Raw genomic sequence first — 23,124 nt, 5'->3', positions numbered from 1 at the left:
AGCCCCTAAAGTGACATCCAAGCCGAGACAACAACGCCGAAGACGGCAAAACGCCTCGACTCACCCAATACCCAATCGAAACTTTGAATCGACATCAAAAGGAACGCGCCATGTCTATCCGTGAACTGCTCAACCCAACCAACTCCGCCCTGATCCTGATCGACCACCAGCCACAAATGGCTTTCGGCGTGCAGTCGATCGACCGTCAGACCTTGAAGAACAACACCGTCGGCCTGGCCAAGGCAGCGAAGATCTTCAACGTACCGACCATCTACACCTCGGTCGAAACCGAAAGCTTCAGCGGCTACATCTGGCCTGAACTGCTGGCGGTACACCCGGAGCAGAAGCCGATCGAGCGCACCTCGATGAACTCCTGGGAAGACAAGGCGCTGGTTGACGCCGTGAAGGCCACCGGGCGCAAGAAGCTGATCATCGCCGCGTTGTGGACCGAGGTCTGCCTGACCTTCCCGGCCCTGGAAGCCCTGGCCGAAGGTTACGAGGTGTACATCGTCACCGACGCGTCCGGCGGTACCACCAAAGAAGCTCATGACATGTCGGTACAGCGGATGATTCAGGCCGGTGCAGTGCCGGTGACTTGGCAGCAAGTGTTGCTCGAGTACCAGCGTGACTGGGCGCACAAAGACACTTATCAAGCGGTGATGGACCTGGTGCTGGAACACAGCGGCGCGTACGGCATGGGCGTCGATTACGCCTACACCATGGTGCACAAGGCACCGCAACGGCAGGCCTGACAAGTCGGCATTTCGAAATAGATGCAGTACTTGTGGGAGCGACGGTGCGACGATTCGACTTGCTCGCGAAGGCGTCAGGTCAGTCGACAGTTGCGTTGAATGACCTGCTGCATTCGCGAGCAAGCTCGCTCCCACTTTTGATCGGTGGTGTTACATAAGGTACTTTTCAGCCTCGGGTATATGCGCCGAACCCAACACTGCCGGCAATATCCCGGAACGCAAATCCCCGCCGCTCGGCTGCTGATAGAGACTCAATCCAAACTCCGGCAGCACCGCCAGCAGGTAATCGAAGATATCCCCCTGGATCCGCTCGTAATCGGCCCACACCGTGGTGGTGGTAAAGCAGTAGATTTCCAGCGGAATGCCCTGGGCCGTGGTCTGCATTTGGCGGACCATGCAGGTCATGTTCGGCTGGATCTCCGGATGACTCTTCAGATAGGCCAGCGCGTAGGCGCGGAAGGTGCCGATGTTGGTCATGCGCCGGCGGTTGGCCGACATTGCCGCGACGTTGCCCTGCGCTTCGTTCCAGGCCTTGAGCTCGGCTTTCTTGCGGCCCATGTACGCGGTCAGCAGGTGCACCTGGGAGAGTTTTTCTTCTTCATCGTCGCGGATGAAGCGCACACCGCTGGCGTCGATGAACAGGCTGCGTTTGATCCGTCGCCCACCCGACTGCTGCATGCCGCGCCAGTTTCTGAACGACTCGGACATCAGGCGCCAGGTCGGGATCGAGACGATGGTCTTGTCGAAGTTCTGCACCTTGACCGTGTGCAGCGTGATATCCACCACATCGCCATCGGCGCCGACCTGCGGCATTTCGATCCAGTCGCCGACCCGCAGCATGTCGTTGCTGGTCAGTTGCACGCTGGCGACGAATGACAGCAGGGTGTCCTTGTAGACCAACAGGATCACCGCCGACATTGCACCCAGACCCGACAGCAACAACAGCGGCGAACGGTCGATCAGGGTAGCGACGATGATGATCGCGCCGAACACGTACAGAACCATTTTCGCCAGTTGCACATAACCCTTGATCGAGCGGGTGCGTGCGTGTTCGGTGCGTGCGTAGATATCCAGCAGGGCGTTGAGCAACGCGCTGACCGACAGCAGCAGGAACAGAATGGTGAACGCCAGCGCCACGTTGCCGAGGAACACTGTGGCGGTCTTGCTCAGCTCCGGCACCAGGTGCAGGCCGAACTGGATCACCAGCGACGGCGTCATCTGCGCCAGACGCTGAAACACCTTGTTATGCCGAAAGTCGTTGATCCAGTGCAGCGCGGGCTGGCGACCGAGCATGCGGCTGGCGTGCAGGATCAGGTAGCGCGCCACTCGTCCGAGGATGAGCGCGATCACCAGCAGCAGAATCAAAGCCAGGCCGGCGTGCAGGAGCGGGTGCTGTTCGAGGGTACCCCAGAGGTCTTGGGCGTTGAGCCAGAGCTGTTTGAAATCCATGAGAGAGAAGATTCTTCTGTAAGACACGACGGGGGATTAGAGCATTTAAGACACTGTGTATTACCGTTGGAGACAAATCGAGCAACAAAAAAGCCACGGATTACAGCGTATTTCATAAAGAAACTCGGCCTGAGCGCTCGAAACCGGTAACCTATGCAGCTGATTTTTTGCATATCTTCGAGGTAGCACCCGTGTTTTCCCAATTCGCCCTGCACGAACGCCTGCTCAAAGCCGTGGCCGAGCTGAAATTTGTCGAGCCAACGCCTGTGCAAGCCGCGGCCATTCCGCTGGCGCTTCAGGGGCGTGACCTGCGGGTGACGGCACAAACCGGTAGTGGCAAGACAGCCGCTTTCGTCCTGCCGATCCTCAACCGCCTGATCGGCCCGGCCAAGATCCGCGTCAGCATCAAGACCCTGATCCTGCTGCCGACCCGCGAGCTGGCCCAGCAGACCCTGAAGGAAGTCGAGCGCTTTTCGCAGTTCACTTTCATCAAGTCCGGCCTGATCACCGGCGGTGAAGACTTCAAGGTCCAGGCCGCCATGCTGCGCAAGGTGCCGGACATCCTGATCGGCACCCCGGGCCGGTTGATCGAGCAACTGAACGCCGGCAACCTCGACCTCAAGGAAGTCGAAGTGCTGGTGCTCGACGAAGCCGACCGCATGCTCGACATGGGTTTCGCCGAAGACGTGCAGCGTCTGGTCGACGAATGCCCGAACCGTCAGCAGACCATGCTGTTCTCCGCCACCACCGGTGGTTCCGGCCTGCGCGAGATGATCGCCAAGGTGCTGAACAATCCTGAGCACCTGCAGCTCAACGCGGTCAGCCAGCTGAACGACACCACCCGTCAGCAGATCATCACCGCCGACCACAACCAGCACAAAGAACAGATAGTGAACTGGCTGCTGGCCAACGAGACCTACCAGAAGGCCATCGTCTTCACCAACACCCGGGCCATGGCCGACCGCATCTATGGTCGCCTCGTCGCTCAGGAATACAAGGCGTTCGTGCTGCACGGCGAGAAAGACCAGAAGGATCGCAAACTGGCGATCGACCGTTTGAAGCAGGGCGGCGTGAAGATTCTGGTGGCCACCGATGTGGCGGCCCGTGGTCTGGACGTTGACGGTCTGGATCTGGTGATCAACTTCGACATGCCACGCAGCGGTGACGAATACGTGCACCGCATCGGTCGTACCGGCCGTGCCGGCAACGACGGTCTGGCGATTTCGCTGATCTGCCATGGCGACTGGAACCTGATGTCGAGCATCGAGCGCTATCTGAAGCAGAGCTTCGAGCGCCGCACCATCAAGGAAGTCAAAGGCACCTACGGTGGGCCGAAAAAGGTCAAGGCCTCGGGCAAAGCCGTCGGCGTGAAGAAGAAAAAGACCGACGCCAAGGGTGACAAGAAGAAAACCGCCGCCAAGACCCCGACCAAGCGCAAGAGCGCCAACCGTCCAAAGCCGGACTCTCTGGTGAGCAGTGACGGCATGGCCCCGCTGAAGCGCCGCAAGCCGACAGCGCCGGCGGCTGAATAAGCCGTTTCAGGCACGCAAAGAAAAACCCGGACATGGTCCGGGTTTTTATTGCCAGCGTTTATCAACTACCCAGCAGACCAGTGGTGTCGGCATCAAAGCGCCGCTTGGCCTGATCGGCTGCCGGTTTGAGCTGAGCGAGCAGGGCGGCCTCGCTGTACAGCCCGGTCAGTGCCAGTTCCTTGGGGGTTGGCTCGATCGGGATCAGCACGTCTTCGCCCGCCGCGTGCAGCCAGATCGCCACGAGGTGCAGCGCCGACACAAACAGCATCCGCAGTTCGACGGTTTTGCCCTGCAGTTGCGGCGATTGCTCCGCCAGTTTCAGCGCATCCACCGTGGCGCTCGCCAGGTTACCGTGGTTCAACGAGGCAAACTCGACGTGACCGCGTACTTCGGCCAATTGCGCATCGGCAATCGACACCCCGCCGGAAAACACCAGGTAATGCCAGTCACCCACTCGCGCTTGCTTCAGGCCTTTGCCCTGGCTCAAGTCGTCCAGGCTGAGCGAATAGCCGCGATAGGCTTCGCTGAGGCTGATCCCGGCGGGCGCAGCACTGGCGAACTGGCGATTGACGCCAAAACCCTGGGTCTGCAACGCAGCCTGCAGCACCGGACGCAATGTCTGCACGCCGTTGGAAGGCGCCTTTGGATAAGTCAGTTGCATGATGTCGCCCTCCTAATTTTTTGCCGTGAAGTAAGTGTGGGTCCAGTTGCCGCCGCCGTTGTAGGAACCGGGGAACGAGTTCAGTGCGCGGGTCGAATAGCCGTAGATCGAGTCCGCGACCAGCACGTAGTTGCCATTGGTGCCATAGATTGTCAGGAAGTGCGCACCGCCGCCGTACCAGGCACAGCGCAGGCCGATCGGGCGGCCCATATTGATCTGGTTCTGAATGGCCGACATCTGCAGCGAACCCGAATTCATGCCGTTGAAACTGCGGGTGATCTTCAGCGCAACGTCCAGATAGCCGTACACGTTGCACGGCCCCGGCTGATTGCAGCAATTGCGATCCAGCGCGGCGCTGGCAACGGCGCATTGGGTCCAGGACCCGGTGCCGTAATAATTGCCGACCGAGGCGGAAGCGGCGGCCCAGCACCAGTTGGTCCGGGTTTGTTGCTGCATCGTGAAGTTCAGGCTGGCGGCCGCCAGATCGCGTTGTTGTAAAGCCGTTTCGACCTCGACCAGTTGCGGGTCGAGCAGATGGCCGATCAGACATTCGGGCAGGGTATTGCCGGTGAATGCCGTTGTTTCAGTGGTTAACATTTTTCAATCCTCCATGAATGAAAACAAACGTTCCGCATTTGCGGGGATAACGGTATTGCCGAGCAATCGGTGTTCAACGGTTGCCATCTCCGATGGCGGGTTCCGATCAGGCTCGGGGTAACCCTAGGTCTGAATATGCATTTATGCAAATAACAAAATGCACTAATGCAAATTCCGAGCGAAAGGAAGCAGGCTTTGGTATCGATTTAGCCTGATCGATGCCAAAGCCTGCCGTTGTCTGAGCGGGTGTTACCCCTCGCTTTTCTTCTCGGCCGAACCCAGTTCCTTCAAGCGCTGATCGATCAACTGGCATTTGTCCGGCAGATCGGCGGAGGCCGTGCCCAGGTCCATTTTCTGCAACTCGGCGTTGATTTCCTTGGCCTTGGTCGGGTTTTGCTCGGTGAGCTTCGCGACTTCCTGGGCCAGTTGTTCGCGTTTGGCGGTGGCTTCTTCCGGCGTACAGGCCCAGACGGGCAGGGCGCAGGCGAGCGTGGCGGCGAGAGTGAGTTTGAGCAGGATTTTCATGGGGGCAGGCCTCAGTTCCGGTTAAGGCGGGTTAACCGGTTGAGGGCTGTCACCCGTGAAAAGTTCAGTGTGTTTGGGGCTCAGTCACCTTGGCAGCAACTGGATTTTGCTGCCCCGTCATACCGGTCATGATGCCGCACCCACTCCATGATTTCGTCCTCATTCCGGCCTTTGGGCGTGAGGTCGAGGTAGTTGTAGGCGCCGACCAGCATGTCCAGCCCTCGCGCGTAGGTTGAGTAAGTGTGGAAAATCTCGCCGTTGTCGGCGCGATAAAACACGCTGAGCCCGGGCATTTCTTCCTCGACGCTGTCGGTCTTTTCGTAGTTGTACGTAGCCTTGCCTGCTTCAACATCTTCAGCGCGGGCGCACACGCCAAAGTCGTAGTTGAAATCGCAACCGTCCGACGACACCCAGTCGAACTTCCAGCCCATCCGCCGCTTGAACGCCTGGAATTCGGCGAACGGTGCGTGGGACACCGCCACCAGCGCAATGTCGTGATGGGCCAGGTGCAGGTTGGCGCCGTCGATGTGGTCGCTGAGGAATGAACAGCCCGGGCAGCCTTCTTCCCAGCCCTTGGCGAACATGAAGTGGTAGACGACGAGCTGGCTGTGTTTGCCGAACAGATCCGCGAGCTTTATTTCGCCGTTCGGTCCCATGAAGCGGTAATCCTTGTCGACCTTCACCCAGGGCAGGGCGCGGCGTTTGGCGCTGAGGCGGTCGCGTTCCCTGGTAAAGGCTTTTTCATCGGCCAGATGCTGCTTGCGGGCGGCGAGCCATTCTTCGCGCGATACCACCGGATGATTCTCAACGTTCATGATGATTTCTCCTGCGGGGTTGAAGCCGTCTGTCTCAGACTAGTCGTTCAACACGCCGGGGAATCGACAGACCGCCGGTCGGTCGGGGCGCCGAATAATCCTGAACGGTGGCGCAACGCTCCGGTCACAACCTGTGAACGCGCCAAAAAATCACGCGCACCGGAGGTTGAATCAGGATGACGACTTATAACTGGGATTTGATTGAACGCCTGCTGCATGAAGTGCAGAACGGCGCGGGCCACAGCTTTGCGCCACGGTCTTTTGCCGAAGACTACGCGGCGGAAAAAGCGGCGGCGGGCCAGCCGATCGAGAATCTGGATCACCTGAAAACGCTGGCCTGCGACTATGAGCAACTGCTGCTGTTGCGCGGTTACATCCAGCCCCGTGGCGATGACGAAGGCAGCACCGGCAATAACTTCAGCCTGACCCCGCGCGGCTCCAGCCTGCTGAGCCTGATCGACAGCAGCATTCCCGGCAATGATCATCCGCGTGAAGTGCTGGATGACCAAGAAGATGCGCTGGATGAACTGACGTTCGATGAGGTCGCTTCCAAGGCGCAGATTGCCTGAGGCTTTGTACAAAAAGTGGGAGCGAACTTGCTCGCTCCCACTTTCTGCGGCGTCTCAGCTCTTCTGCGCAGCCTTCAGGCACTTCAAATCATTGAAGTCCTTGCGCACCCCCTCGATCTTTTTCAACAGGCGCTGCCTTTGCTGCGGCGTACTGTCAGCCATCAGATCGACGAACAGCGAACGGGCCTGCGCCTCGGTATTGGCGTAGGCCTTTTGGTAATCCGTTGTCCATAAACGCTCACGATTGACCAGAAGCGTCTCGATCCGCTGTGGGAATTCAGGACTTTTGCGTTGCGCCACCGCCGCGCTGAACTGCTTCTGCCAATGGGCGCGGTTGGCGATCCACTGAGTATTCTGATCGCCCAGTGCAGTTGACCAGGCCATCACGCGTTGCTCTTGAGCAGGACTCAACGGGCCGAGCCAGTCGTTGAGACGCTTGTCCATGCGCGCGCCACGTTCGGCAATCTGCTGCGACAGCGGCGGTTTGAGATATTCCTTCTGGCGCTTTTGCAGGTCCTTGGCGAAGGCATCGTTCATCTCGGCAACTTGCCGGTCGTCCAGCCCTTGCAGCAATTCAATCGCCGACGGGGTGATTTCCCGGGCGGTTTCGGCGATCGCCTGCTTGGCTTCTTCGGTACGGGCCTGGAGGGCGTCGTCGGTGACCTGATTGGTCTCGACCATGGTTTGCAGGCGATCGAGCCAGTCGAGATAACCCGGCAACTGCGTGGTGCAGTGCCAGCTCAAATGTTCCTTGAGGCGCTCGTTGAACCAGCCTTTCTGCTCGCCGTTCATGTCCAGGTAGTCGCTGAGCGTCCACGGAATGATCACGTCGAGATTGCGATAGGCCAGCCCGACACGGCTGCAGGCACCGAGTGCGAGGGTCAGGATCAGTAGAACGGCGAGGCGTTTGAACCAGCTAGACATGGGCGAGTCCTTGCGAAAGCCAGCCTTGAGGGTCTGATTCTCATGTGAACGCAGGATGGACCCGGCAGTTCAGCCAATCAATAGAACGCGCGTTCGGCCTTGAGCGTGACCAGCCCGTCGCACTGACTGTTATGCCCGGAATAGGCTGAGCAGTCGCTGCCGCTGAGGCTGGAGTTGCTGTAGATGAGGTCAAGGTCGATGCCCATGAACGGGCGGGAAAATTTCACCGACCAATCGGTAAAACTGCTGACATAACCCCCGTCAACCGAGACCGGCGTGTTGAGCTGATGGGTGGTGTATTTCATGCTGATCCCGATGCCGAACGGCTCATTGCCGCCGAGGTCGGCAAACAGGGTGTTGTTCTGTTTATCCGGATCGTTGCTCAGGGCGATGCCGATCCGGCTGCCGAGCAGGGTCAGGCCACCGAACAATTCCTGGCTGTCGAGGGTGTCGACCTTGGGATAGCTGTAATGGATCATCCCGACTTCGTAGCCGAGGGTCTGATCGAAAGGTTGTTTAAAGCCGATGTAGGAATCGATTTCGAGATTCTTCCCCGGCGTGAGACCCATGCTCGGTGCGTACTGGCCGACATACAGGCCACTGTCGTGGCTCAGGTCCAGGCCGCCGTGAAACGAGCCGACCGCCGAAGGTTTGACCAGCCCCTGAGCCATGCTGCGGCTGGGCGTGGTGCCGAGCTTGAGGTCGAAATCGCCGAGCTCACGCTGGAAAATCTGCGCGTGCGCCGCAGGGCTCGCCAGCAGGCCTACAAGTAATAAACAGGAATATTTGAACATGCGTCACTCCGTGAGCAGCGAGCGCAGGGCGGATAAACCTGCTGAAACGCTTGATCCAGACGCGTGCAAGGATACCGGCGAATGATCGGCATCGATGGCCGTTCGTCGATTTCTGTAGTTTTGAATGTTTGGTTAAACGCCAGAGAGTTCTTGCGAGGGATCCGGTCCAGACGCTTCGAAGCTCAAAGCGCCTTTGGACTGGTGTGCTGCGGGGGTTACTTCTTGCCCAGGCTGATCTGCTTGGACGGGCCGAACGTCTGGCCGCTGACGCCCTTGGCAATTTGCTGGATCTCGCCGCCGGACTTGAGGAATGCAGCGATCTGATCGTTGATCGATTCGCTGGTTTCAACGGCTGGAGCTGGCTTTGCTTTGCTGGTGGATGCTTTTACACGCATGGCGGCCATTAACCTGTAGAAAAGTAACTCGGCCAGGCATCGTACAGGAATAAGTTGACAATTGCTTGGTAAATATCCCCCGGAATAACCCAGCGGGCAGGTGGATTATTCTTGATTAATTATTCGAAATATCCCGCTAACCCGCTGTTTTAAATAACAACATTTATTCGATGTGAGGATGCCGCGCTACGTCGGGACCAGGCGAAAGCCGCCACGCTGGCCTGACGAATGGCACATGTGCGGCGCGAAATCCAGGAAAATCAAGGCTTCCCACGGATTTTCATTCGGTCCTCCGATCTGGCGACCAACGAACCCGGCAAAACCGGGTAGAATGCCGCCCACGCAATGAGGGTATTGGAAATGGCTTTAGTCGGGCGTTACAACAGTTTGCAAGTGGTTAAACACACTAACTTCGGTTTATATCTGGACGGCGGTGCCGACGGCGAAATTCTTTTGCCCAACCGTTATATCCCTAAAGATATTCCCAGCGAAGATGAAGACTGGCTCAATGTTTTTGTTTATCTGGACAGCGATGACAAACTTATTGCCACCACTGAAAAACCAAAAGTTCAGGTCGGTGAATTTGCCAGTTTGAAAGTTGTTGAAGTCAACAGCATCGGCGTGTTCCTCGACTGGGGTCTGCCGAAGGATCTGCTGCTGCCTTACTCCGAAGAAAAACGCCAGATGACCGCTGGCGAGTACTGCGTGGTGCACGTCTACCTCGACAAGCACACCCGCCGCATCACCGCCACCGCGCGCCTGGATCGTTATCTGGACAAGACCCCGGCCAATTACAGCGTGGGCCAGGAAGTTGATCTGCTGGTGGCCGAAGCCACCGACATGGGTTTCAAGGCAGTCATCAACAACAAGCATTGGGGGCTGATTCACAAGAACGAAATCTTCAAGTTCATGCGTTCCGGCATGCGCGAGAAAGGTTTCATCAAGGAAGTGCGTGCCGACGGCAAGATCAGCCTGAGCCTGCAACCGGTAGGGCAGGAAGCGGCCAGCAGCCTGAGTTCGAAGATCCTCGCCAAGTTGCGCGAAAGCAACGGCACCCTGGCCGTCAGCGACAAGAGCGATCCGGCGCTGATCAGCAGCCTGTTCGGTGTCAGCAAGGGCAACTTCAAAAAGGCCATCGGTTCCTTGTACAAGGAAGGCAAGATCGTCATTCACGCCGATCGCATTGAACTAACCTGAGTCTCCCGTGGCCCATGTTGCATGGGCTTACTCGAGGTCGGGCAGATGAAAAAAGCACTGATTGCCTACGTCGCCACGCTGCTGACGTTTCTTTTGCTCGACGGGCTCTGGCTCGGTGTGTTGATGGCGCCGACCTATCGCGAACTGCTCGGTTCGCTGATGCTCGATAAACCGTTGCTGGTGCCGGCAACGGTTTTTTATTGCCTGTACGTTTTCGGCTGTGTGGTGTTTGTGGTGATGCCGTCGCTGACCTGGCAACGCGCCGCCCGGATGGGGGCGCTGCTAGGGGTGGTCGCTTATGGCACTTACGACCTGACCAACTGGGCGACGCTGCGCGGCTGGTCGGCGCAGGTGTCGCTGATGGATTGGGCCTGGGGGACGTTTGCCACGGCGCTGGCTTGTTCGGTCGGATTTGTTGTGGCTGGCCGGTTTGGCAGATCAACCCGCTGATTTTTGGTTGTTTGAACTGACGCCTTGCCAGCGATTGACGGTGCAGCCGTCAGCCATTCGCCGCTGACGTTGCAGGAGCATCAGATGTCTTTTCCAGACGGCTTTTTCTGGCTGACTGGTTAATAATTCACTCACTATTTTTCGCCCCGGACGAAGAGCCGGGGCTTTGTTTGACCATTGGAAAAACTGCCATGTCTTGTGTGTTCGAGGTGTCGAGGTGAGCGTCAGTCGGCGCAGTGCCGACGGTTTTGCCCTGCAAGTGATGATCGGCCTGTGCCTGATCTGGGGCGTACAGCAGGTGATGATCAAGTGGGCGGCGACCGACATTGCGCCGGTGATGCAGGCGGCGGGGCGATCGGGGATTTCCGCATTGCTGGTAGGACTGTTGATCTGCTGGAAGGGTGGCTGGGATCAGGTCGGCACGACCTGGCGCGGCGGCTTGCTGGCCGGTGCCTTGTTCGGGCTCGAGTTCCTGTTCATCTCCGAAGGCTTGCAGTTGACCACCGCCGCGCACATGTCGGTGTTCCTCTATACCGCGCCGATCTTCACCGCGCTTGGCGTGCATTTCCTGTTGCCCAGCGAGCGTCTGCGGCCGGTGCAATGGCTGGGGATTTTCCTCGCGTTCGTCGGCATTGCCATCGCGTTTGCCGGCGGTGTGTCGTGGGCCAACCTCGACCGCCGCATGTTGATGGGCGATGCCCTCGGCGTGCTGGCCGGCGCCAGTTGGGGCGCGACCACTGTGGTGGTGCGCGCCTCGCGTCTGTCGGAGGCTCCGGTGACGCTGACCCTGTTCTATCAACTGATCGTCGGTTTCATCGGTCTGTTGCTGATTGCGCTGCTCAGCGGCCAGATCACCCACGTCAGCCTGACCGTCGTGGCGGTGGGCAGCGTGCTGTTTCAGGGCCTGGTCGTGTCGTTCTTCAGTTACCTGACCTGGTTCTGGTTACTGCGCCGTTATCTGGCGGCCAACCTCGCGGTGTTTTCCTTCATGACGCCGTTGTTCGGCGTGACCTTCGGCGTGGTGTTGCTCGGCGAAGAACTGAGCCTGAACTTCATCATCGGCGCCGTGCTGGTGCTGCTCGGCATCACCTTCGTCAGCGCGGAACAGTGGGTGCGTCGGCGTTTGCGCAAAGCCCTCGGTCAGCCGTAATCGATTTGCACGCCAGACCGCCGGCAATCAACAGGCCGCTGCCGGCGATCACCAGCGCCGGTTGCAGGCCACCGCTGAAATGGCTGCTGAGCGCCGCCAGCAACGGCCCGCTGAGTTGGCCGACGGCGAAGCACGCGGTGAGCAGGCCGGCGTTGCGCTGGGTGGCGTGGGGCGCCAGTTCCCGGGAGCGTTGCATCACCAGTTGCATGCAGGCCAGGAACGGCGTGCCGCACAGGATCACGCCCAATGCCAGGCCGAGGCCACTGCCCAGCAGGCAAGCGAAAACCCCTGCAGCCTGCAGCCACAACGTCGCCATCAACCAGTGCCGGGTGGTGTCTGGATCATGCCGACGCAAACTCACCAGCAAAACCCCGATCGCAGCGGCGAGGCCGAAGCACGGCCAGAACAGATCGGCCTGCCATTGCCCGTGAAACTGCGCGTTGGCCATCTGCGACAGAAACGTGGCCGGAATGATGTAGCCCACACCATACAAGGCATACACCACCGCCAAGCGCCCGATGCCGCGATTCGACGAATTCACGGCGGTCGGTGCGGTCGGCACACCGACGCCCGGTTGCGGCAGGATCCGCACGATCGCCAGCAACATCCCCAGCGCCACAGCAGCGTAAATCAGCCACAGAGTCGCGGAAGTCTGCTGCGCCAGATGTGAGAACAGAGCCAGCAGTCCCGTCAGAAAAATCCCCAGCCCGGGCCCGGCAAACACCAGCGCTCCCAGACGCGGACGACCTGTGGCCGCAGCCAGCGGCTGACTCAACGCAGTAATCATCACCAGCACCCAGGCGCTCGCCACTCCGGTGCCGAAGCGCAGCAGCAGGTGCGACCAGAAACCGTTGGCCCAGAACGACGCCAGCGTCAGCAGCACGCACAACCACAGACCGCCGTGCAGGCGACGCTGGACCTGATCCGGCCGGCGGGAAAACATCGCATCCACCGCACCAAGCAAATAGCCGAGGTAGTTGGCTGCCGCAATCAGACCGGCGGCGGTCAGGTCGATCTGGCCTTCGCTGAGCAGGTGCGGCAATTGCGGGGTGAGGGCGAAACGCCCGATGCCCATGGCCATCATCAGGGCGATGAAGCAGGCGGATAAGCGAATCAGCGGGGACATGGTCTGAATTCCGTTGGTGGTTCAATGACCGTCAGGCTAGGACTGATTGACTTTCTTTAAAATTGAATAATAGTGAGCAACTTGTTCTGTTCAGGAGAAAGGTTGTGGAGTTCAGCCAATTGCGGATCTTTCAGGCCGTGGCGCAGGAGGGCTCGATCACCCGCGCCGCCGAACGTTTGCACCGCGTGCCGTCGAACCTGTCGACCCGGCTTAAGCAGTTGGAGGAGCAACTGGGTGTCGAATTGTTCGTCCGTGAGCGTCAGCGTTTGCAGTTGTCGCCTGCAGGAAAAGTCCTGCTGGACTACACCGGCAAACTGTTCGCCTTGCGCGATCAGGCCAGTGCGGCGGTGATGGGCGGGCAACCTGCGGGGGATTTCGTGCTCGGCACGTTGTACAGCACGGCAGCGATTCATCTGCCGGCGTTGCTGGCGCGCTATCACAAACAGTATCCGGCGGTGAATCTTCAGGTGCAGTCCGGGCCCAGTGGTGAATTGCTCGAAGGCCTGCTCACCGGACGCCTCGACGCCGCACTGGTGGACGGCCCGCCGCAACTGGCCGGGATCGACGGTGTGCCTTTGTGTAATGAGCGGCTGGTGCTGATCAGCGAGGCCGATCACCCGCCGGTGCGCAGCGCCAGGGATGTTGAAGGGCGGGCGGTGTTTACCTTTCGCCATGGCTGCGCCTATCGCGCGCGGCTGGAAGCGTGGTTCGCCCACTATCAGGCGGCGATGGGCCGGGCGATGGAGATCGAGTCCTATCAGGGCATGCTCGCCTGCGTGATTGCCGGCAGTGGCGTGGCGCTGATGTCGGAGTCGATGCTCGCCAGCCTGCCGGGGCGCGAAAGCGTGGCGGTGCATCCGCTGGCCGAGCCTTTTGCCAGTGCGACAACATGGCTGATGTGGCGGCGGGGCATGGTTGGGGCCAACCTCAATGCGTGGATCGAACAGCAGCAGGCGCTCTATCCCGTGGCTGGCGAAGACGTGCGGGAAACGGCTTGAACGAACGGTCAGGGATTTGGATCAATTCAGTAACAGATCATTGCGGATTTGGCCGAGCATTGCGTAGGACTTCGGACTATTATCAGTGCGAAGCGGCCTCAGAATTCCGGACGCTCAGCACCACCCTGAAGGGGGCATGACGATGAAAGAGAAAATTCAAAACTGGCTGCACGATTTGGGTGTTGCCCTCGGCTTGATCGAACCGCCTCTGCAACCGGTCCCGATTCGCACCGATGACGAACAGCGTCGGCGTCAGCCACGTCGGCGGTAATGCCCCGCTTTGAAGGATCAAAGGATTTAAACGACAGAAGATCGCACCCGGTCGCCATTCCATGGAGTGGCGACCGGGTGCGATCTTTTGTTTTTTCAGTGACGCCCGATTTCCATCAGAAACCGGCTCAGGTCATTCGCGGTTTTCGCGGTCTTGAGCATCCGGTCCTCTTCGGCGGTGAAGGCCGTCAGTCCGAATTCATCTTCCAGATGGAAGATCAGATCCTCGATATCCGCTTTTTCCAGCCCCAGCTGCGCGAGGCTGGTGTTGTCGTCGAATTCACGATTTTCCAGCAGGCGCAGGATGAACCGGTGCACGGCAGCACGCACGGCAGCTCTTCTCATGGCAGATATTTATGGTTGTTGGTCTGACTGGAGTACAGCAGGCCTCAGGCGTGTCGGCGCAACCATTCGTCAATCATCGAACGTAAGCGCTCTCCCGAGAAACTGCCGAAGTGCCCGCCGTGCACCGTGCGGATCTTCAACGCCTGCAGGCGTCGCAGGCTGGCGGCGTAGTCGTCGAGGTTGGAGTGGTAGGCGTCTTCGATCAGCTGGCCGTCGTAAATGATGTCGCCGCTGAACAGGGTTTCCGTGGCCGCTTCGTAGAGGCTGATCCCGCCCGGTGAATGCCCCGGCGTGTGCAGCACCTGCAACGTGCGATTGCCGAGGTCCAGCACATCGCCTTCCTCGACAAACCCGGTAGCGGGCGCTGCCTTGACCCGGTATTCGGCGTAGCACAACGGGCAATCCGGGTGCGCTTCGAACATGTCATCGCCGACGAAGGCCCGGCTCAGATCGTTCTCGCCATTAGGCGCTGCCAGAATGTTCGCCTCGGCGGGATGCACCAGCCGTTCGGCAAACTCGTGATGCCCGGCGATGTGGTCGAAATGGCAGTGACTGGCCACCGCCACCAGCGGCCGCTCGGTCAGCCATGGCAGTTGCTCGCGCAGGCTGACCAGCCCGGAACCGCTGTCGAGCAGCAGATCCTTGTCCCGACCCTGAACATGCCACAGGTTGCAGCGATAGAACGGGCGGATGTACGGCTCGTGAATCAGCCGAATGCCGTCACTCAGGGTTTGCACTTCGAACCACTGATCGCGAGAAACAATCTTCATCAAGCATTTTCTCCAGACGAAAAAAACGGGTGTGGCAACCGACGCCACACCCGCCGAAGAAAGCATCAAGTCGTTGTGTTCAGCTTAGATCGCGCTGGCCACCGCGTTTGGGCGACGGGACATCAGGCTGACCACCACAAAACTCACCAGACCCACAGCCAGGCTGTAGTAGATCGGCGTGTTGGCGTCCAGGCCGTCCTTGAACATGAACAGCAGGGCGGTGGCGAAACCCAGACCCATGCTGGCGATGGCGCCGGCGGTGGTTGCGCGTTTCCAGAAGATTGCACCGATCAGCGGGATCAGCATGCCGCCCACCAACAGGTTGTAAGCGAGGGTCAGGGCGCTGATCACGTCGTTGACCACCAGCGCGATGGCCAGGACCACGGCACCGGTCAGCAGGGTGAACAGGCGGTTCACACCCAGGCTCGACTGTTTGCCGCCACGCAGTTTCGGCAGCAGGTCTTCGGTCAGGGTAGTGGCCGCGGCGAGCAGGCCGGCGCTGGCGGTGGACATCATCGCGGCCAGGGCAGCGGCGATCACCAGGCCACGGATACCGTCCGGCAGCGACAGTTTGACGATCGCGGCGAAGGCGTTGTTGACGTTGTCCAGATCCGGAATCAGTACGTGTGCCGCCATGCCGATCAGAGCACAGGCCAGACCGTAGAGAATGCAGTAGATGCCCGCGAGGCTACCGGCGTACTGAGCCACTTTTTCGTTCTTGACGGTGAACACCCGTTGCCAGATGTCCTGACCGATCAGGATGCCGAAGAAGTAGATCATGAAGTAGGTGATGATCGTGTCCCAGCCGATGGTGGTGAAGTTGAACGCCGTCGCCGGCAGTTTCAGCACCAGCTCATCCCAGCCGCCGACGCGGTACAGGCAGATTGGCAGAAGGATGAACATCAGGCCGACAGTCTTGATGATGAACTGGACGATGTCGGTCAGGGTCAGCGACCACATGCCGCCGATGGCCGAGTACACCACCACCACGCCACCGCCGAGCAGCACCGAGACCCAGAACGGCAGGCCGAACAGCACTTGCAGCACGGTGCCGATGGCGAGGATCGAGGTCACGCCGATCATCAGCGCGTAGGCCAGCATGATCGCCGCGCTCGCCGAGCGGGCCATCGGGTTGTAGCGTTTTTCCAGCACCTGGGTAACGGTGTAGATCTTCAGTTTCAGCAGCGGCTTGGCCAGGAACAGGTTCAGCGCCACGATGCCGCAACCCAGTGCCGCGCACAGCCAGAAACCGGAGATGCCGTGCACGTAGCCCAGACGCACGGTGCCGACGGTGGACGCGCCACCGAGAACGGTCGCGGCCATGGTGCCCATGTACAGGCTCGGGCCGAGGTTACGTCCGGCGACGAGGAAGTCCTCGTTGGTCTTGGCCTTGCGCATGCCGAAGTAGCCGAGCAAGAGCATGCCGGCCGCGTAGATGAGGACGACGAATAAATCCAAAGCCATGATGGCGTGTCTCCGATTGTCTTTTTTATGAGGTGGAACACTGTGGGAGAAGGCTGACTCCCACAGGCGATTCGTTTCTTCAGGCGGCCTGACGCAGCGCCGCTTCAGCCGGCGCATGGGCGCCTTTGCTCCGGGGATCCTTCGGGCCGTAGACCAGCGCCGGTTCCGGGAACAGGCTCAGCAGCATCAGGTACATCACCGAGGCCAGGCCCAGGGTCACCAGCAGGCTGATGTCGATGCCGCCGGCCAGTTCACCCAGCGGGCCGACGAACTGCCCCGGCAGGTTGACGAAGCACAGGCCGACCGCCGCGCTCGGGATCCACGCGCCCAGACCGCGCCAGTTCCAGCCGTGGCTGAACCAGTAGCGTCCGCCTTGCTCGCCGCGCGTGAACACTTGCAGGTCGTCCGGGCAGTAGAAGCCGCGACGCACCACCAGGCCGATGATCATGATCACCATCCACGGGGTGGTGCAGGTGATGATCAGCACGGCGAAGGTCGACACGCTCTGCACCAGGTTCGCCGCGAAGCGCCCGATGAAGATGAAGGCGATCGACAGCACGCCGATCAGCAACGTCGCCTTGACCCGCGACAGCAGGCGCGGAAACACGCTCGACATGTCCAGCCCGGTGCCGTACAGCGACGTGGTGCCGGTGGACATGCCGCCGATCACCGCAATCAGGCACACCGGCAGGAAGAACCAGCTCGGCGACACCGCCAGCAGACCGCCGACGTAGTTGTTGGCCGCGATGTAGTCCGGCGCCTGGATCGCCACGATGGTCGCGGTGGTCAGGCCGAACAGGAACGGGATGAAGGTGGCGATCTGCGAGAAAATCACTGCCGCCATGATCCGCTGACGCGAAGTTTCACGCGGGATGTAGCGGGCCCAGTCGCCGAGGAACGCGCCGAAGGAAATCGGGTTGCTCATGGCCACCAGCGCGGCGCCGATGAACGCGGCCCAGAAGCCCGGCTGACCGAGGCTGACGGTGCCGGCGTAGTGCGAATCGAAGGGACCGGCGAAGGCGAAGATGCCCAGCAGGAACAGCAGGCTCGCGCTCCACACCGCGACCTTGTTCACCCACAGCAGGAAACGGAAGCCGTAGATGCACACGGTCAGCACCAGAATCGCGAACAGACCGTAGGCCAGGCCCAGGGTCAGGTCGGTTTCCGGCAGGCCGATCAGGCGTTTCGCACCACCGATCAACGCATCTCCCGAACTCCACACCGAGAGCGAGAAGAAGGCGATGGCGGTCAACAGCGACAGGAACGAACCGACGATCCGCCCGTGCACGCCGAAGTGCGCACCGGACGACACGGCATTGTTGGTGCCGTTGAGCGGACCGAACAGGCCCATCGGTGCGAGGATCAGCGAGCCGAGCAGCACGCCCGAAACAATCGCCCAGACGCCCGCCTGAAAGGACAGGCCGAATAGCACCGGGAAACTGCCGAGCACGGCGGTGGCAAAGGTATTCGCGCCGCCAAAGATCATGCGGAACAAGTCCACAGGACCGGCGGTGCGTTCGTTGTCCGGGATCTGTTCGACCCCGTGGGTTTCAATCTGCGTAAGGCTTTGGTCTTTGTTGTTGTTATTCATGATCTGCTCCGATCACAAAGGCGCGCTCATCGTGCGTGAGCGTCACCTGTTTGGCTAAGGGGGTGGCAGCCCTTCCGGCATTGCGGACAAATGTTCGTGGCAGGCCAGCCAATGGCCTTGTTGTTCTAGGCTCGACGCTTGTTTTCTGAAAACAATCGTCTCGCGCTCCTGGCTGAAGTGTTGCTCCCCTTGCATGCGCAGCTCGGTGGCCACGTCATGGATGAAAATCGCCACATCACCTTGCAGGCTGACGAAGGCGTTGCTCGAGGTGCACGACAGCACCTCGAAGCCATCCTCGGCGCGCCAGCTGTCCCACAACGCCTGATAGGCATCGCGCGACAGCAGGGGCTGTTCGAGGGTGTAGAACACGAAGCTCGCATCGGCGCTGAACGCGCCGAAGTAGGCTTCGCGATCGTTGCGGGCGAAGGCGGACACCAGATCGGCGGCCGCTTTCAGAACCTGATCACGTTCGTTCATGACCCGACCCTCAGCGGTGGACCACACCCGGCAGTACGCAGAGCATTTCGTACAGCAGGTTGGCGGCCAGCAGCGAGGTGTTGCCGGTGGTGTCATAAGCGGGCGAGACTTCTACCAGATCGCAGCCGATCAGGTCGAGGCCCTGACAGCCGCGAACGATTTCAATCGCCTGAATGGTCGTCAGACCACCGATTTCCGGGGTGCCGGTGCCAGGCGCCCAGGCCGGGTCGATGCCGTCGATGTCGAAGCTCAGGTACACCGGGCCGCCACCGACTTTCTCGCGCACTTCGGCCATCAGCGGTTCCAGCGACTTGTGCCAGCACTCTTCGGCCTGAACGACGCGGAAGCCCTGATCGCGGCTCCAGTTGAAGTCGTCAGCGGTATAGCCCTGCGCACGCAGACCAATCTGCACCACACGGTCGCAGTCCAGAAGACCTTCCTCGACGGCGCGACGGAAGGTCGTGCCGTGGGCGATCTTCTCGCCGAACATGTGATCGTTGACGTCAGCGTGAGCATCGATGTGCACCAGTCCGACCTTGCCGTGCTTTTTGTGGATGGCACGCAGGATCGGCAGGGTGATGGTGTGGTCGCCACCCAGGGTCATCGGGATCACGTTGTGCTCGAGGATGTTGTCGTAGGCTTCTTCGATGATGCGCACGGCGTCGAGCAGGTTGAAGGTGTTGATCGCCACGTCACCGATGTCGGCAACCGACAGCGAGTCGAACGGCGCAGCGCCGGTGGCCATGTTGTACGGGCGGATCATCACCGATTCGGTGCGGATGTCGCGCGGCCCGAAGCGGGTGCCGGGGCGCAGCGAAGTACCGATGTCCAGTGGCACGCCAACGAAGGCAGCGTCCAGGCCGGCAGCGGTCGGTACATGGGGGAGTCGGAGCATGGTGGCGATGCCGCCGAAGCGCGGCATTTCGTTGCCGCCCAGTGGTTGGTGAAGAATCTTGTCCACGGGTAGGGCCTCATCGTCTTTGTTTTATTTATGTCGGCGCGCCGCATTCGCAAGGTCACGGGCACCGCTGTGGGCCGATTCTGCGAAATGTAGTGCGGCGGAAGAATCGCTACGGGCAAATACTTAGTTCAGAATTTTCTAAACTAATGCCAGGGAGGTGGATAGACTTCTCGCTGATCGTTCCCACGCTCTCGTGGGAATGCATCCGGTGACGCTCCGCGTCACAGCCGTGAAGCGGACGCAGAGCGTCCAAGGCGGCATTCCCACGCGCAGCACGGGAACGATCTACGCAGAACGATCCTTGGAGTAAACATGGCCAACGCTTTACCCGACCTGAAACTTTTGCGCATCTTCGTCAGCGTCGTGCGTCATCAGGGGTTTGCCAACGCGCAGCAGGAACTCAACCTGTCGACGTCGGCGATCAGCACCTACATGAGCCAGCTCGAAGCCGCGCTGGGTCTGGTGCTGTGCCACCGCGGGCGTGGCGGTTTCAGCCTGACCAGCAAGGGCGAACTGTTCCATCAGGAAACCCTGCGCCTGCTGGCCGAACTCGAAGGTTTCGAGCAATACGCCGCCGCGCTCAAGGGCGAATTGCGCGGCACGCTCAACCTCGGGGTGATCGATTCCACGGTCAGCGACAAAGCCCTGCCGTTTGCCGAAGCCATCGGCGCCTACAGCCAGGAACACCCGGCGGTGCATTTGCATCTGTCGGTGATGAGTCCCTACGAACTGCAACTTGGCGTGCAGGACAACCGCCTCGATCTGGCCATTGGTGCATTCTCCACACGCATGAGCGGTCTGGTGTACATGCCGCTGTACCGTGAACAGCACTGGCTGTATTGCAGCAGCCGTCACCCGTTGTTCAACGAGCGGCGGATTCCCGAGCAGGTCATCACTCAGCAACGCATGGTCGGTCGGGGCTACTGGAGCCAGGCCGAACTGGCGCGCCACGGTTTCAAACACAGTGCTGCGACGGTAGAAAGTATGGAAGCGCAGCTGATTCTGGTGCTGTCCGGCGCCTACATCGGCTACCTGCCGGAGCACTACGCCCAGGCCTGGGCCGACAAGGGCGACCTGCGGGTGCTGCTGCCGGCGACCTTCGGTTATCAGGCGCCGTTTTCCATGATCATGCGCCGTGGCCGCAGCCGCGAGCCGCTGATCCAGACTTTCCGCGATCTGCTCAAAGCGCAGCTCAATCAGGCATAAGCACATGTCCAGACCCCAATGCCCGCGCTGCCTGCGCCCACAAACCCATTGCCTGTGCCCGCTGATCCCCAGCCTCGACAGCCGCACCCGGGTGTTGCTGTTGCAGCACCCGAGCGAGGTCAGCCACGCGCTCAACACAGCACGGCTGGCGGCGCTCGGTTTGAACAATGCCGAACTGATTGTCGGCGAGGTGTTCAAGGATCTGCCCGCGCTGCTGAACCGGCCGGGCTATCAGGCGCGGTTGCTGTTCCCGGCGGATGATGCGCAGCCGATGCAGGCGTACACCGCGTCCGATGAACCGCTTCTGCTGGTGGTGCCGGACGGCACGTGGCGCAAGGCGCGCAAGATGTTGCACCTCAATCCGCTGCTGGCGGCGTTGCCACGGGTGACGCTGGCCGAGGGCGGGGTTTCCCGGTATCGGCTGCGCAAGGCACCGGGGCCGGGGGCGTTGTCGACGATTGAGGCGATTGTGCAGACGTTGCAGACGCTGGAAGCACCAGCCTCTTTCGAGCCGTTGCTCAAGCCGTTCGAGGCGTTGATCGAGGGGCAGATTGCGGCGATGGGGGAGGAGACTTTCCAAAAGAATCACGGAGGCTGATCGCACTCGCCCTGATCGTTCCCACGCTCCGCGTGGGAATGCCGCCCGGGACGCTCCGCGTCCCTTCGCGACGGTGACGCAGAGCGTCACTGGATGCATTCCCACGCAGAGCGTGGGAACGATCAAAAATCCGGTTAATTATCAGCGCTCGCGCATCGCTTCGGTCCGGGCCTTGAGCACCGGTTTGAGCAGGTAATCCAGCACGCTTTTCTCCCCGGTAATGATGTCCACCGTCGCCACCATCCCCGGAATGATCAGCAGCGGTTTCACATCCCCGCCCAAATGGTTTTTGTCGGTGCGCACCTGGATCAGGTAGAAGCTGTTGCCCTTGTCGTCGGTGATGGTGTCGGCGCCGATCAGCTCAAGCTTGGCGCTGAGCCCGCCGTAGATCGTGTAGTCATAGGCACTGAACTTGACCATGGCTTTCTGGCCCGGATGCAGGAACGCCACGTCCTGCGGCCGGACCTTGGCTTCGATCAGCAGGTTGTCTTCCAGCGGCACGATTTCCACCATGTCGCTGCCCGGCTGCACCACGCCGCCGATGGTGTTGACCTTCATCTGCTTGATCACCCCACGCACCGGCGAGGTCACGGTGGTGCGGCTGACGCGGTCGTCGATGGCGATGCTCGACGCAGTGATTTTCGACAGGTCGGTGCGTTTCTCGTTGAGCTCCTTGGCCGCTTCGGAACGGAAGGTCTGTTCCGATTCGTCGATCTTGCTGCGGATCTCGGCGATGGCCGATTCGGCGCGGGGAATCGCCAGGGTCGTGGCATTCAACGAACCGCGAATTTCCACGGCGCTGCGCTTGAGCCGCAGAATCTCCACCGGCGACACGGCACCGGTCTTGACCAGCGGTTCGGACATGTTCATTTCCTGATTGACCAGCGCCAGGCTCGAACTGTACTGGCTGGCTTTCGAGCGAAACTCCGCCAGTTCCTGGGTTTTTTGCCTCAGTTGTTCCGACAGTGTCCGCTGCTCGCTGGCCAGCCGCCGTTGCCGTTGTTCATACAGCGCGCGCTCGTCCTCGGCCACTTGCGGAGCCTTGGCGATCACCTCGTCCGAAAGCTTGAACGGGCGGCCTTCGGCTTCGGCAGACAAGCGTTCGACCTGCGCGGTCAGGGCATAACGATCGGCCTCGCTCTCACCCTTGTTCGACAGAAACCGCGTGTCATCCAGACGCAGCAAGGTGTCGCCCTTGCTGACCATTTGCCCTTCACGCACGAAGATCTCGGTGACGATCCCGCCTTCGAGGTTCTGGATCACCTGGACCTTGCTCGACGGAATCGCCTTGCCTTCGCCCATCGTTACTTCCTGGAGCACCGCGAACTTGGCCCAGACCAGCGCACTGATCAACAGCGCTGCCGCCAGCCACACGGTGATGCGCGACCAGCGCGGTGCGTCCTGCAACGAGGCGCCGGCGGTTTCCGGCATGAATTCGGCTTCGGCGCTTTTGCCGAAACTGTCGAAGTAACCGCGCGGTTTTGAAGAAGACGAAGCAGACATGGGGC

At 60.4% G+C, this 23,124-nt stretch carries 26 protein-coding genes; 10 read left to right on the top strand and 16 right to left on the bottom strand.

Annotated elements, in window-relative coordinates; translation table 11 throughout:
• Positions 1 to 110: 110 nt before the first annotated feature.
• The gene (locus MKZ87_RS05670; RefSeq protein ID WP_007956548.1) at positions 111 to 752 is read left to right on the top strand and encodes a hydrolase; all 642 of its coding nucleotides are present in this window, start codon (positions 111 to 113) and stop codon (positions 750 to 752) included.
• Between the two features lie 150 nt (positions 753 to 902).
• Here MKZ87_RS05670 and MKZ87_RS05665 read toward each other — a convergent pair whose 3' ends face one another.
• Positions 903 to 2,201 (bottom strand): mechanosensitive ion channel family protein, encoded by a 1,299-nt coding sequence (locus MKZ87_RS05665; protein ID WP_266200390.1) that lies wholly within the window; start codon positions 2,199 to 2,201, stop codon positions 903 to 905.
• 191 nt (positions 2,202 to 2,392) lie between these two features.
• Here MKZ87_RS05665 and MKZ87_RS05660 point away from each other — a divergent pair, with 191 nt between their 5' ends.
• On the top strand, positions 2,393 to 3,733 hold the full coding sequence (locus MKZ87_RS05660) for a DEAD/DEAH box helicase (protein ID WP_085700656.1): 1,341 nt from the start codon (positions 2,393 to 2,395) through the stop codon (positions 3,731 to 3,733).
• 61 nt (positions 3,734 to 3,794) lie between these two features.
• Here MKZ87_RS05660 and MKZ87_RS05655 read toward each other — a convergent pair whose 3' ends face one another.
• The 4 genes from MKZ87_RS05655 to MKZ87_RS05640 all read right to left on the bottom strand — a co-directional run bounded on the left by MKZ87_RS05655 (position 3,795) and on the right by MKZ87_RS05640 (position 6,331).
• Positions 3,795 to 4,394 (bottom strand): hypothetical protein, encoded by a 600-nt coding sequence (locus MKZ87_RS05655; RefSeq protein ID WP_085700657.1) that lies wholly within the window; start codon positions 4,392 to 4,394, stop codon positions 3,795 to 3,797.
• Between the two features lie 12 nt (positions 4,395 to 4,406).
• Positions 4,407 to 4,991 carry a papain-like cysteine protease family protein gene (locus tag MKZ87_RS05650; protein ID WP_085700658.1) on the bottom strand — a complete coding sequence of 195 codons (585 nt, stop codon included), beginning with the start codon at positions 4,989 to 4,991 and terminating at the stop codon, positions 4,407 to 4,409.
• Positions 4,992 to 5,240: 249 nt separating this feature from the next.
• On the bottom strand, positions 5,241 to 5,516 hold the full coding sequence (locus MKZ87_RS05645; protein WP_085703791.1) for a hypothetical protein: 276 nt from the start codon (positions 5,514 to 5,516) through the stop codon (positions 5,241 to 5,243).
• A gap of 80 nt (positions 5,517 to 5,596) precedes the next feature.
• The gene (locus MKZ87_RS05640) at positions 5,597 to 6,331 is read right to left on the bottom strand and encodes a DUF899 domain-containing protein (RefSeq protein WP_085703790.1); all 735 of its coding nucleotides are present in this window, start codon (positions 6,329 to 6,331) and stop codon (positions 5,597 to 5,599) included.
• A gap of 176 nt (positions 6,332 to 6,507) precedes the next feature.
• Between MKZ87_RS05640 and MKZ87_RS05635 the strand changes: the two genes are divergently transcribed.
• Positions 6,508 to 6,900 (top strand): transcriptional regulator, encoded by a 393-nt coding sequence (locus MKZ87_RS05635; RefSeq protein ID WP_085700661.1) that lies wholly within the window; start codon positions 6,508 to 6,510, stop codon positions 6,898 to 6,900.
• Positions 6,901 to 6,954: 54 nt separating this feature from the next.
• Here MKZ87_RS05635 and MKZ87_RS05630 read toward each other — a convergent pair whose 3' ends face one another.
• The 3 genes from MKZ87_RS05630 to MKZ87_RS05620 form a co-directional block, all read right to left on the bottom strand.
• Positions 6,955 to 7,824 (bottom strand): DUF6279 family lipoprotein, encoded by an 870-nt coding sequence (locus tag MKZ87_RS05630; RefSeq protein ID WP_085700662.1) that lies wholly within the window; start codon positions 7,822 to 7,824, stop codon positions 6,955 to 6,957.
• A gap of 77 nt (positions 7,825 to 7,901) precedes the next feature.
• Complete coding sequence (locus tag MKZ87_RS05625) at positions 7,902 to 8,618, bottom strand: TorF family putative porin (RefSeq protein ID WP_085703789.1); 717 nt, start codon at positions 8,616 to 8,618, stop codon at positions 7,902 to 7,904.
• Positions 8,619 to 8,833: 215 nt separating this feature from the next.
• Positions 8,834 to 9,022 (bottom strand): hypothetical protein, encoded by a 189-nt coding sequence (locus MKZ87_RS05620; RefSeq protein WP_016985943.1) that lies wholly within the window; start codon positions 9,020 to 9,022, stop codon positions 8,834 to 8,836.
• Positions 9,023 to 9,373: 351 nt separating this feature from the next.
• On the opposite strand from MKZ87_RS05620, the gene MKZ87_RS05615 reads away from it, so the two are divergent.
• From MKZ87_RS05615 to MKZ87_RS05605, 3 genes are all read left to right on the top strand, one after another.
• Positions 9,374 to 10,210 carry a S1 RNA-binding domain-containing protein gene (locus MKZ87_RS05615; protein WP_085700664.1) on the top strand — a complete coding sequence of 279 codons (837 nt, stop codon included), beginning with the start codon at positions 9,374 to 9,376 and terminating at the stop codon, positions 10,208 to 10,210.
• Between the two features lie 45 nt (positions 10,211 to 10,255).
• Complete coding sequence (locus MKZ87_RS05610) at positions 10,256 to 10,660, top strand: DUF2177 family protein (RefSeq protein WP_085703847.1); 405 nt, start codon at positions 10,256 to 10,258, stop codon at positions 10,658 to 10,660.
• Between the two features lie 217 nt (positions 10,661 to 10,877).
• Positions 10,878 to 11,810 (top strand): DMT family transporter, encoded by a 933-nt coding sequence (locus tag MKZ87_RS05605; RefSeq protein ID WP_085703788.1) that lies wholly within the window; start codon positions 10,878 to 10,880, stop codon positions 11,808 to 11,810.
• Here the strand turns inward: MKZ87_RS05605 and MKZ87_RS05600 are convergent.
• Entirely contained in the window at positions 11,755 to 12,936 is a 1,182-nt protein-coding gene (locus MKZ87_RS05600; RefSeq protein ID WP_085703787.1) for an MFS transporter, read from the bottom strand. The genes MKZ87_RS05605 and MKZ87_RS05600 overlap by 56 nt on opposite strands.
• Before the next feature lie 104 nt (positions 12,937 to 13,040).
• Between MKZ87_RS05600 and ptrR the strand changes: the two genes are divergently transcribed.
• Both ptrR and MKZ87_RS05590 read left to right on the top strand, forming a co-directional pair.
• Positions 13,041 to 13,934, top strand: a complete 894-nt coding sequence (gene ptrR, locus MKZ87_RS05595) for a putrescine utilization regulator PtrR (protein WP_085703786.1) — start codon at positions 13,041 to 13,043, stop codon at positions 13,932 to 13,934.
• Positions 13,935 to 14,076: 142 nt separating this feature from the next.
• On the top strand, positions 14,077 to 14,205 hold the full coding sequence (locus MKZ87_RS05590) for a PA1414 family protein (protein WP_003184145.1): 129 nt from the start codon (positions 14,077 to 14,079) through the stop codon (positions 14,203 to 14,205).
• 95 nt (positions 14,206 to 14,300) lie between these two features.
• Here the strand turns inward: MKZ87_RS05590 and MKZ87_RS05585 are convergent, their stop codons facing one another.
• The 6 genes from MKZ87_RS05585 to speB all read right to left on the bottom strand — a co-directional run bounded on the left by MKZ87_RS05585 (position 14,301) and on the right by speB (position 19,812).
• Positions 14,301 to 14,549 (bottom strand): hypothetical protein, encoded by a 249-nt coding sequence (locus MKZ87_RS05585; protein ID WP_007956577.1) that lies wholly within the window; start codon positions 14,547 to 14,549, stop codon positions 14,301 to 14,303.
• Between the two features lie 44 nt (positions 14,550 to 14,593).
• Entirely contained in the window at positions 14,594 to 15,319 is a 726-nt protein-coding gene (locus MKZ87_RS05580; protein ID WP_085703785.1) for an MBL fold metallo-hydrolase, read from the bottom strand.
• Between the two features lie 84 nt (positions 15,320 to 15,403).
• A complete protein-coding gene (locus MKZ87_RS05575; RefSeq protein ID WP_085700669.1) occupies positions 15,404 to 16,783 on the bottom strand; it encodes a sodium:solute symporter in 1,380 nt (459 codons plus the stop codon).
• Between the two features lie 79 nt (positions 16,784 to 16,862).
• Entirely contained in the window at positions 16,863 to 18,374 is a 1,512-nt protein-coding gene (locus tag MKZ87_RS05570; protein ID WP_011332981.1) for a purine-cytosine permease family protein, read from the bottom strand.
• 54 nt (positions 18,375 to 18,428) lie between these two features.
• Positions 18,429 to 18,851, bottom strand: a complete 423-nt coding sequence (locus tag MKZ87_RS05565; RefSeq protein ID WP_085683062.1) for a YybH family protein — start codon at positions 18,849 to 18,851, stop codon at positions 18,429 to 18,431.
• Positions 18,852 to 18,861: 10 nt separating this feature from the next.
• Positions 18,862 to 19,812, bottom strand: a complete 951-nt coding sequence (speB, locus tag MKZ87_RS05560; RefSeq protein ID WP_007956591.1) for an agmatinase — start codon at positions 19,810 to 19,812, stop codon at positions 18,862 to 18,864.
• A 312-nt stretch (positions 19,813 to 20,124) separates the two neighbouring features.
• Here speB and MKZ87_RS05555 point away from each other — a divergent pair, with 312 nt between their 5' ends.
• Together MKZ87_RS05555 and MKZ87_RS05550 are read left to right on the top strand one after the other, a co-directional pair.
• Complete coding sequence (locus tag MKZ87_RS05555; RefSeq protein WP_007956593.1) at positions 20,125 to 21,018, top strand: LysR family transcriptional regulator; 894 nt, start codon at positions 20,125 to 20,127, stop codon at positions 21,016 to 21,018.
• Positions 21,019 to 21,022: 4 nt separating this feature from the next.
• Positions 21,023 to 21,616, top strand: a complete 594-nt coding sequence (locus tag MKZ87_RS05550) for a tRNA-uridine aminocarboxypropyltransferase (protein WP_085703784.1) — start codon at positions 21,023 to 21,025, stop codon at positions 21,614 to 21,616.
• 141 nt (positions 21,617 to 21,757) lie between these two features.
• Here MKZ87_RS05550 and MKZ87_RS05545 read toward each other — a convergent pair whose 3' ends face one another.
• Complete coding sequence (locus MKZ87_RS05545; protein ID WP_227234785.1) at positions 21,758 to 23,119, bottom strand: HlyD family type I secretion periplasmic adaptor subunit; 1,362 nt, start codon at positions 23,117 to 23,119, stop codon at positions 21,758 to 21,760.
• Positions 23,120 to 23,124: the final 5 nt, after the last annotated feature.

This window comes from Pseudomonas sp. MCal1, assembly GCF_026341415.1.
In the GTDB taxonomy this organism is placed as follows: Bacteria; Pseudomonadota; Gammaproteobacteria; order Pseudomonadales; family Pseudomonadaceae; genus Aquipseudomonas.
This window is presented reverse-complemented; position numbering and strand designations above follow the sequence as displayed.